Genomic DNA, 9,847 nt, shown 5'->3' with positions numbered 1-9,847 from the left:
TTTTCCGGTGAGCAGGCCCTGCGCCAACGGGGAATAAGCGCACACCGGCATACCGGCGGCAAGGCTGGCGGGAACGACTTCCTTCTCCACAATCCGCCAAATCAGGGAATAGGGGAGCTGGTTCATGGCAACCTCGTATTCGGCAAGGCTTGCCGCGCAGCCCTTGCCCGCGTTGCACACGCCCGCGATTCGGATTTTGCCCGCCTTTTTCAGGTCTTCAAAGGCACGGAACGTCTCTGCCACAGGGATGTCGGGCGTGGGCCAGTGAATCTGATAGAGGTCGATATAGTCCGTCTGGAGACGCTTCAAGCTGGCCTCGCAACAGGCGATCACGTCATCATAGCGGAGCTTGTCGGTGTAAACCTTGGTGGCCAGAACCGCCTTGTCCCGGCGGCCCTTCAGCGCTTCGCCCACAACCTCTTCCGATTTGCCATCGCCGTACCTGTCCGCCGTGTCAATCAGATTGACGCCGTGCTCCAGCGCAAAGTGAATGGTGTCCAGTGCGGCCGCATTGTCGCTTGCGCCCCAGAGGGCTGCGCCCGAATAGGCCCAAGTTCCAAGCGCCAAACCGGAAACCATGATGCCGCTCTTTCTCAACTCGCTTTTTTTCATATTCCGCGCTCCTTTTGTAGAGTATTTTAGACACTGTCAGGATAGCGTTTTAAAACTTTCCGACAAGGGAAAAGCCCCTTGCCGGGAAATTGCAGCTCAGTCCACGCCGCCGGCTTTGCGAATGGCGTCGCACACTCTGGCCGTCCGCAGGGATTCCTCCCGGGAAATGGTCAGGGGCGCGCCGCTGAGAATCGCGTTGCCAAACTGCTCAACTTCCAGATAATAGTTGTCGTCCACCCAGACGGTGTAATCGGTGACAACCTCATCGATATACTCCGCGTTCTGGGGACGGGCGTTTTTGCCCACCCGAACGTGGCACAGGCCACGGCTGTTGAACTTGTGGTCCACATCGATGCGGCCCGTCTCGCCCAACACGGAGAAGCAGCCGCGGGGATAGGCGTCCAGCCCCGCGTACAGCATGGCGGACACATCCTGTCCGTAACGCAGCAGCACAGAGTCGGAGGTGTCCACGCCCGTCTGCGGGTCAAACCCGCAGTATACATGCATATCGGTGGGGTCCGCGTTCAGCAGATAGGAGACAAGGCTCACGTTATAGCACGTCACGTCGAATACCGCGCCGCCGCCCATGCCCTTTTGATACCGGATGCCCTGACGGTTGGAATCAAAGGTGGAGTGCTTGGATTCCAAATAACGGACCTTGCCGATCTCGCCGCTGTCAATGATCTCCTTCACCTTCTGCACAAGCTGGGCGTGACGGAAGGCATAGGCTTCCTCCAGAAGAACGCCGTGCTGTTCGGCGGCGGCAAACATCTCCGTCACTTGGCTCTCGTTCAGGGCCAGAGGCTTTTCACAGAGAATGTGCTTTCCGGCGGCGGCGGCTTTTACCACCCATTCCATGTGAATGCCGTTGGGCAGGGGAATGTAAACCGCGTCCACGTTCTCATCGTCCAGAAGCGCCTGATAATCCGTATAGAGCTTTTTGGGACCGAACGGCTCTGCGTAAGCCTTCAGCTTTGCCTCGTCCCGGCCCGCCAGAGCATAAAACTCTGCGTTGGACGCGGCAAGCATACCGGGGATGGTACGGCTTTTTCCAATGCCGGAGCATCCCAAAACACCCCAGCGCACTACTTTCTTTTCCATCTGTGTACTCCCTTTCTCATACAAAATTGCACGCCCTGGCAATTGCGATTTCAGTAAAGCCCAGGGCTTCTGCCTTTGTTTGTTTGCCGCTGGCGGTTTCCACCACCATCTGCAAAAGCTCCTCGCCAAGGGCCTCCACCGTTTTCTCGCCATAGATCAGGGGGGCGGCGTTGAAATCGATGTTGTCCTCCATCTTGGCAAAGGTCAGCTTGTTGCCGGTGATTTTGATAACCGGCGCGATGGGGTTTCCGGTGGGGGACCCCCGCCCGCTGGAAAACACCACCACCTGTGCGCCGCCGGCGACCATGGCCGCCACGGAGGCGGGGTCGTTGCCCGGCGTGTCCATAATCACAAGGCCCTGCTTCGGGTCCACCTGCTTGGCATAGTCATACACGGCGTTGACCGGGCTGTGTCCGCCCTTGTGAATGCAGCCCAGAGACTTTTCCTCCAGCGTGGTGATGCCGCCTGCCTTGTTGCCGGGGGAGGGGTTTCCCGCCCGCACATCCTCGCCCACGGGGTGAAAGGACTGCTCAAAGCGGGTAATAATTTCGTAGATACGGTCATGCACCTCCGGCGTGGCGGCCCGGCGGGCCAGAATGTGCTCCGCGCCGATAAACTCCGTGGTTTCCGAAAGAATGCTGGTTCCTCCCGCGGCCACCAGAAGGTCGCTCATAGAGCCGATGACAGGGTTTGCGGCAAGGCCGCTGGTGGGGTCGGAGCCGCCGCATTCCGTGCCGACAATCAGCTCGGAGATGGGAAATTCTTCTTTAAGAAGCATGCTGGCATCCGCAACCATTGCCTTGGCGTAACGGACGGCAATTTCCACTGCTTTCAGCGTGCCGCCTACCTCCTGAATGATGACCTGCTCTATGGGCTTGTTGGTCCGCTCGCGAATGGCGGCGACAACCAGATCCATCTGGCAGTTCTCGCAGCCGAGAGACACCACGACCGTTCCGTAAATGTTGGGATTGGCCGCAAAGCCGGCCATAATGTCCATGGTATACTGCTGGTCCGGCGCCACCTGAGAGCAGCCCTGCTGATTGTTGAAGGTTACGCTGCCCTCAACCTGCTGGGCGATGATTCGGGTGACGTCTGAAGCGCAGACGCTGGCGGGCAGAATTAGAACCTTGTTCCGCACGCCTACCCGCCCGTCCGGGCGGCGATATCCGTAAAATGTCATGATTGTGATCCCCTTTTATTCCTTGGCCCGACGGTCTTCCTTAATGCTGTCCACGTTATGAACGTGGACATGAGCCCCCCCAGGGATAAACGCCGTTGCGGCGCCGATGTGTTCTCCGTATTTAACCACCGGCTCGCCCTTTTGGATATCACGGATGGCCAGCTTGTGATAGATGATGATATCTTCCGCCGCTGTCAGCGACGCGGGCTCACCGCCCACAAGATACGTCACCGTATCTCCTGCGGCAACCGGCTCGATGGCAACAATCACATTGTCTCTTGGGTCAACGATCAGTGCATTCATGAAAGCGATACCTCCTGCCTTAAAAAAAGGCTATTTTCTCTGATACAGGGCCTTGATTTCCTCTGTAAGGGCGGATGCCTCCGGCGTTTGCCAGACCTGAGCCGGGAGCACCACGGCGGGGAAACTGCTCCAGCCAATCAGATAGTAAGGACCGACTTTCTCGCAGAGGTTGATTTTTTCCACAGGGATGCGCGCCTCTGCCCGGTCAGAGGCAAAGACCACCGTATTTCCCCGCAGGGAGAGGCGGTATTCTTCGCTTCCGCGCCAATCGCCCACCTCCCGCCGGATGCGGAAGCGGCAGACAAACGGAAGCATGGAGAGATTCTCCAAATTTGCCAGCACCAAAAGCACGGCGCTCAGAGCGATGTTAATGGGGGATGCATCCCGGAACAGATTGATGACGGCCAGCACGCTGATTACAAGGCGCACAAAGGTGGCGGAGCGCAAAAAGCGATGCCGGTAGTAAAGGGTGCGGAAGGCAAGGTATTGCCCGTCTTCAAGAACGGTCCCCTCCATGTGCCAGGAAAGGCCGCCTTCGGGCAAATCCTCGCGCTTCGCCTCCTGCGGCTGGGAATGAGCCGCCTGATCGCGCAGCGACCGGGCAAAGCGCTCCATAGCCTCCCGATTTGGAAAGGCGAAGTCCGGCACGATGTCGAACATGGTTTCCCCGCAGTAAAGATGCAGAGCATTCGCCCGCTCCTCCACCCGGGAAAGACCGTGCAGCGGACAGGAAAGGCGCTGCGCGCCATAGCGCAGGCGTAACTGTCCGTCCGTCGTGCCCAGCTTATGCTCCTTCCAGAACTCCTCGGAAAGCTGACCGGTGTACTCCAGACGCCGCAGCGTGCCGCGGGCCCGGGACATAACGGTGCAGCGGCGCAGAATTGTCAGCGCCGCCAAAAGAATTGACCAGACCAGAAAGAAAACCCGCTGGTCCGGATTCAGGCGAAAAATACAAAGCAGAATGACGGCTGCCATCTGCACCACAGTCAATAAAAGAAGGGTAAACACCCGGATGGGTCGGCGCTCGTTGCGGCGAATCATGTCCGCCAGCAGGTCAATATACGCCTGCCTTGGTACCTTATAGGTCAAATCCATCGGTCACTCCAATTTTAACAAGGACAGGCAGCCGGGGCACGGCGCTGCAAAGAGTGTTTCTTTGCAATTGCAGCGGGCCCGACTGCCTGTCTGTGCTTACGAACAAGTAGCCCTGAAAGGCCTTAAGTCGTTTTTTTGCTGAGAATCAGCAGCTTTCGGACGATGGGAACCACCACGAAAAGAATCGCCACCACCACGAAAAACACGGCCACAGGACGGGTGGCAATCTGTCCCCATTCGCCGCTGGAGGCGATCAGGGCCATACGCATATATTTCTCAATCAGCGGCCCGAGAATGAAGCCCAGAATCACAGGCGCCATGTCGATACCGAGGCAGATGAGGAAATAACCCACAAAGCCGAAAATAATCATCACCCACACGTCGAACATACGGTTGTTCAGGGTATACACACCCAGAACGCAGCATGCCACAATGGCAGGGAATAGGTAGGACAGCTTCACGTTGACCATACGGACAAACGCCTTCATCAGGCCCAGCTCCATCACGTACATCACAACGTTTGCCAGGAAGTAAGCCACCATGATGCCACCCACCAGCTCCGGATGCTCGCTGTACAGCAGAGGGCCGGGCTGCAGGCCGTGAATCATCAAACCGCCGATCAGGGCGGAGGTGGTCAGGTCGCCGGGGATGCCCAGGCAGACCAGAGGAATCAATGCACCGCCGTTGGTGGCGTTGTTGGAGGTTTCAGAAGCGGCAATGCCCTCGGGGCAGCCGTGGCCGAACATCTCCGGCGTCTTGGAGACGGTGCGGGCAAGGTTATAGGAAATCAGGGTGGAGGCGTTCTGTCCGATACCGGGCAGAATGCCGATGCCGGTGCCCACCACGCAGCCGATGCCCACGGCCTTCCAGCTTGTCTTCATCTCGGAAAGGGGCGGAACCAGCGTGGTTTTTGCGAAGTGAATCTTGGGGCGGGGCTTGTGCAGCTCCAAAGACTGGTTAAACACCTCGGTGATGGCAAACAGGCCCATCATCAGCGCGGTGGAAGAGATACCGGCCTGAAGCTGCCAGAAGCCGAAGGTGAGACGGGACACGCCGCTGATGGAATCGATGCCGATGCCGCCCAGCATCAGACCGAAGATAGCGCCGATCAGGCCCTTGATCATGGAGTTGGAACACATGGCCACCACCACGGAAAGGCCCATCAAAGCCACCGCAAAATACTCCCAGCTTCCGAAGCTCAGAGAAATTTTTGCAAGCTGAGGCGCAATTGCCATCAGGGCAAACGCGGAGAAGGTTCCGCCCACGAGGGAGCAGAAGACGCCGATGGCCAAAGCCTGCGTGGGCTTGCCCATTTTCGTCATGGGATATCCGTCGAAGCAGGTATAAATGGACGACGGGGTGCCGGGAATGTTAATCAGTGTGGCCGTGATCAAACCGCCGCTGATGCCGCCCACATAGACGGCAATCAGCATGGTCAGGCCCTGAACCGGCGACATGACATAGGTAAACGGAATGAACAGTGTAACGCCCAGCGTTGCGGTAAGCCCGGGAATGCTGCCGAAAATAATTCCGACGAAGATGCCCAGCAAAAGCAGCGCGATGGTCATGGGGTCACTGAAGATATACTGAAAGCCAAGGATGATTGTCGACAATCAAGAGCCCTCCCTTTCCTGTCTGCGCAGGATAATATAGTTTTTAGCCGGCAATCTGGGCCATGTCCGCAAAGACGGGGGTCAGGCTTTCTGCCCATGCAAGTGCGCGAACCTTGGCGGCGGGGCCGTCAACGTAGGCCACGGTAAAGCCCAGGTTAGCCATGGCGTCCACAAACTCGGGCTTCTCGCAGACTTCCTTCATCTTGGCGGAAATGTACTCCAGCACGGCGGGGTCGGTGCCTTTGGGGGCGAAGAAGCCACGGGGCTTGCCGTAGGTCACGTTGTAGCCAGCCTCAACGGTGCTGGGTACGTCGGTGAGCGCGTCGATGCGCTCGTCATTGCATACCAGCAGAGGAACGTTGGTGCCGGCTGCGATGTAAGCAGAGGTGTCGGCCAGAGAGTTGACCTCCAACTGGATGTGGCCACCCTGCAGGGCGGTTTCGCTGGCGGCGCCGCCGTCGTAAGGCACAATGGTGACCTTGTCATAAATACCCATGGCCTTCAGCAGCTCCATGGTGGTACCGTAGTTGACGTTGTTGGAGCCGGTGCAGCCCACAGTCACGGTGCCGGGGTTGGCGTTGATGTAATCAATTGCCTCCTGAGCGGTGGTCCAGCCGGTAGCGGGACTGGTGCACAGCAGATTGTAGTCGGTCACCACGTCGCAGATGTACTCCAGATCCTCGTACAGGGGATCCTGAGCCTGTCCACTCATGGAGTAAGAGATCAGGTCCATCTCGTTGTGCGTCATGATGGTATATCCGTCGTTGGAGCTGTTAAAGCCCTGAAGTGCGCCGATGTAGCCGGAAGCGCCCTCCACGTTGATGGCAACCGCGGTCGTGCCCAGATCCAGATACTGAATGACACCGCGCACCAGGTTGTCGGAACCGCCGCCGGGAGCGTAAGGAATGATAATCTGAACGTTTTTGGTGGGATAATCCAATGCGGAAGAGCCGCTGCCGGTGCTTCCAGCGCTGCTGGCACTGCCGGTGCTGCCGGAGCCGCTTCCGCCGCAACCGGACAGGATTCCCGCCAGCATCAGGGACGCAAGCGCAAATGACATAACCTTTTTCATGTATGTTTCCTCATTTCCTTAATTTGGTTTGTTTATCCAAAACCCCATTTAGGGAAGGATACACCTGAGAAGCTGGGTAAACACGACCCACAAAGCAACGGTCAGAGCAACGGAGTAGACGATAATGGCGACAAGCTGCTTTTTGGGCAGCTTTCCCGCTTTTTCGGGATCTCCCTGATTCTCCTTCATTGCAAAGGTTCCGCACAGGACGATATTCAGCACCAGAGTGCAGGGGAAAAACGTCAGCACGGGCAGAAGAAGCGCATAGAGAACCAAGGCCACCGCAGTGATGACGATTTCCTTGGAAATAGGGATTGCGATTGCCTGATGCTCGCCGTCCCGCTTGAAATTGATGGCGTAGATCAACTGCAAAATGCACAGCCCCAGCATAATTCCTGCCAGAAGATGAATATAGGTGCTGGCTTGTGCCCATATGCCGCCAAGGCCGTTCTCCACGCCGGTGATGATGTGCTTGCTGGTCAGCAGAAAGATGGATAGAACGCCCATCACCGCCGCCAACACAAGGTCGTTGGTGCTTCGAATCACTTTTTTCATAAATTTCCCTCCTTTCAATCACATAACAGTTTTGGAAAAGCTTTGCGTGAGAGCTAAAATCCATTTCAGCAGGCCGGCCTGCTGAAATTAACCGGGTAAAGTGGCCAAAAGCAAAATGCCTCAGCAATTATAGAGCGTTTTAATCTGGATTCCCGTGTCGTAATATGCCGTTTCCACCGGACGGTCCTGAAAAATCGCGTCCACCAAAAGCTGAACGGATTTATAGCCCTGCATATAAGGGTTCTGCTCAATCAGGAACTGTACGGTCCCTTTTTTCATACAGGCCACGTTGGAATCGGTGGTGTCAAACCCCACTACTTTGATTTTTCCGGAAAGTCCGGCGTCATCCACGGCGTGGGCGGCGCCGCTGAGGCCCGCACCGCTGACAAAGATACCGGTCAGCCCGGAAGACTGCTCAATCTCGGCGCGAGTAAGCCGATAGGAAATATCGTGATTACCCTGACTGTAAACCACAGGGGCCAAATCCATTTCCCCGCCCGGGAAGTTTTGAATGTGATCGACAAAACCGTGAATCCGCTCCTCGCTGGAGTAATGGAGCCGGTCCACGCCTACAATCAGCGTGCGCCCCTTTTTCGGAGAAATCTGCTGCATCAAAAACGCCGCACAGGCGCCGCTTTTGTAAGAGTCCTGCCCAACAAAGCAGTCCCGCAGCTTATCCTCCGTGTCTGCGTTGTACGTGATAATGGGAATTTGCTTTGTGGTGAGCTGCCGAAGCAGAGCATTGACCTGCTCGGACTCAATACCGCGCAGCACCAGCCCCCGGATATCGCTGTCAATCAGGCGACCCAGAGCTTCCAGATAAGCGGATTGGTCATCGGGCGGTGCAAATTCCGTCAGGGTCTGGATGCCGTACTGCTGAGCGTATGAAATGCCGTCGCTGACGCCGCGCATCACCAGTCTTTGAAAGTCCGGCTCGCGGAGAGAAACCAGCACGCCGATCTTATTTTTCTTGCGGGAGAGATAAAACGCGCGGCCGAGACTGTTGGGCTGAAAGTTCAGCTCATCCATCACGGCCCAGACCTTCTCTACCGTCTCGGCCTTGACCCTTCCGCGATTGTGGAGTACCCGGTCTACGGTCCCTCGGGATACACCAGCTTTTTGAGCGATGGATTCAATGGTTGTCATAAATCATTCCTCTTCTTTCCAAAAAGATACAGCGGGAATGGGACAAATTATATCCGCGATGGCAGCCATACACCAGAAGAAAGCGTTTGACCTGCAAAAAAGAAAACATCTGCCGTTCTAACAGAAAAATGCTGTTTGCACTGTCACAAAAGCATTCAAAAAAATATGTGAGTGAACGTACACGCAAAAATGCGTGAACGTGCACGCAAACGACACAAATAAAAGACGAACTACCTTCGTCTGACATCAAGCCTTTGTGTACTCATAATAATATAAGTCGTAAAACGGCGGTTTTCAAGTGGAATATATGACAAAAAATTCACACGGGTTTTGTAATATTAACAAAAAATTTAAAATACTTTGACATTTTTAACCTGCCATGGATGCTTTTTCTGGTTAAAAGGTCATTTGCGCTGGTAATATTTAAAAGACAGTGTAGAGCCGGAAACTGAAGCGAAAAAGGCGGGCGGATTTCCGCCCACCTTTTGCACACGCTTTTATTTCCAGTTGTTAGATAGTATCGATAATAAATATGCGTTATATATGCGTTATAATAATCTGCAAATATCTGCTCTATCCCCGTATTTATTCATGTGCTTTTCAAATTTAGTGAAGCTGAGAGTATTTAAAAGCAAGCTGTAATCTACGACTACGAGGTAAATACTCGTTTTTTAAAAGAAATTACATCAATGTACCAATAGATGCCTGCTGCTGCGATGCGTTCTGTTTTGGTTGTCTTTCGTCTAATTGTCGTCTAATTGCCAGCATTCACAGTTTGCAGCCTGCTAAATCTTATTAACTTTCTCTAAATTTTGACGAAAAATATATTAGAACGTGATAAACCTAGTGAATTTCGGGAGAAAGATATTGCGTGCCAATAATAATGAGGGGATTTAATAGTATGAAAAGTATTGCGGCAAAAATTATAACCTGCATCGGCGGGATTGTACTGGCGGCTATGGTGATCGTCTGCGTAGTCACGTCAACTATGGCGTCAAGGGATATGCGACAAAGTGAAGACAGAATCGTGCAGTTGTCTAACCAAACGAGCGTCTCCAACGTTTCCAACTACCTGTTGAAATATATAACCATTGCCCAGCAAATGGCACTTGACCAAAATGTCGTTGAGTTAATGCAGTCTGGCTCGACCGTGGAAAATATGAAAGATTC

General features: G+C 54.7%; 10 protein-coding genes. 1 reads left to right on the top strand and 9 read right to left on the bottom strand.

All coding sequences use genetic code 11. The annotated features are described in order from the left end of the window. The 9 genes from B2W96_RS08525 to B2W96_RS08485 all read right to left on the bottom strand — a co-directional run. The coding region (locus B2W96_RS08525) for an aldo/keto reductase (RefSeq protein WP_293009864.1) at positions 1–612 on the bottom strand (612 nt) is incomplete at its 3' end. A gap of 96 nt (positions 613–708) precedes the next feature. Beyond that, positions 709–1,713, bottom strand: coding sequence for a Gfo/Idh/MocA family protein (locus B2W96_RS08520; RefSeq protein WP_293009863.1), 1,005 nt, complete (start codon positions 1,711–1,713; stop codon positions 709–711). Between the two features lie 16 nt (positions 1,714–1,729). Further along, positions 1,730–2,893 carry a UxaA family hydrolase gene (locus B2W96_RS08515; protein WP_293009862.1) on the bottom strand — a complete coding sequence of 388 codons (1,164 nt, stop codon included), beginning with the start codon at positions 2,891–2,893 and terminating at the stop codon, positions 1,730–1,732. 15 nt (positions 2,894–2,908) lie between these two features. Beyond that, entirely contained in the window at positions 2,909–3,196 is a 288-nt protein-coding gene (locus B2W96_RS08510; protein WP_293009861.1) for a UxaA family hydrolase, read from the bottom strand. A 30-nt stretch (positions 3,197–3,226) separates the two neighbouring features. Continuing rightward, entirely contained in the window at positions 3,227–4,291 is a 1,065-nt protein-coding gene (locus B2W96_RS08505; RefSeq protein ID WP_293009860.1) for a hypothetical protein, read from the bottom strand. 122 nt (positions 4,292–4,413) lie between these two features. Next, positions 4,414–5,904 (bottom strand): tripartite tricarboxylate transporter permease, encoded by a 1,491-nt coding sequence (locus B2W96_RS08500; protein WP_293009859.1) that lies wholly within the window; start codon positions 5,902–5,904, stop codon positions 4,414–4,416. Positions 5,905–5,947: 43 nt separating this feature from the next. Next, entirely contained in the window at positions 5,948–6,976 is a 1,029-nt protein-coding gene (locus tag B2W96_RS08495; RefSeq protein WP_293009858.1) for a tripartite tricarboxylate transporter substrate binding protein, read from the bottom strand. 48 nt (positions 6,977–7,024) lie between these two features. Beyond that, positions 7,025–7,531, bottom strand: coding sequence for a tripartite tricarboxylate transporter TctB family protein (locus B2W96_RS08490; RefSeq protein WP_293009857.1), 507 nt, complete (start codon positions 7,529–7,531; stop codon positions 7,025–7,027). Between the two features lie 120 nt (positions 7,532–7,651). Continuing rightward, the gene (locus B2W96_RS08485) at positions 7,652–8,677 is read right to left on the bottom strand and encodes a LacI family DNA-binding transcriptional regulator (RefSeq protein WP_293009856.1); all 1,026 of its coding nucleotides are present in this window, start codon (positions 8,675–8,677) and stop codon (positions 7,652–7,654) included. 901 nt (positions 8,678–9,578) lie between these two features. On the opposite strand from B2W96_RS08485, the gene B2W96_RS08480 reads away from it, so the two are divergent. Further along, the coding region (locus B2W96_RS08480) for a hypothetical protein (protein WP_293009855.1) at positions 9,579–9,847 on the top strand (269 nt) is incomplete at its 3' end.

The organism is Oscillibacter sp. UBA6647 (genome assembly GCA_002455655.1).
Classification (GTDB): Bacteria; Bacillota; Clostridia; order Oscillospirales; family Oscillospiraceae; genus Oscillibacter.
The sequence above is the reverse complement of the archived record's forward strand: the minus strand, read 5'-3'. Positions and strand labels throughout refer to the sequence as shown.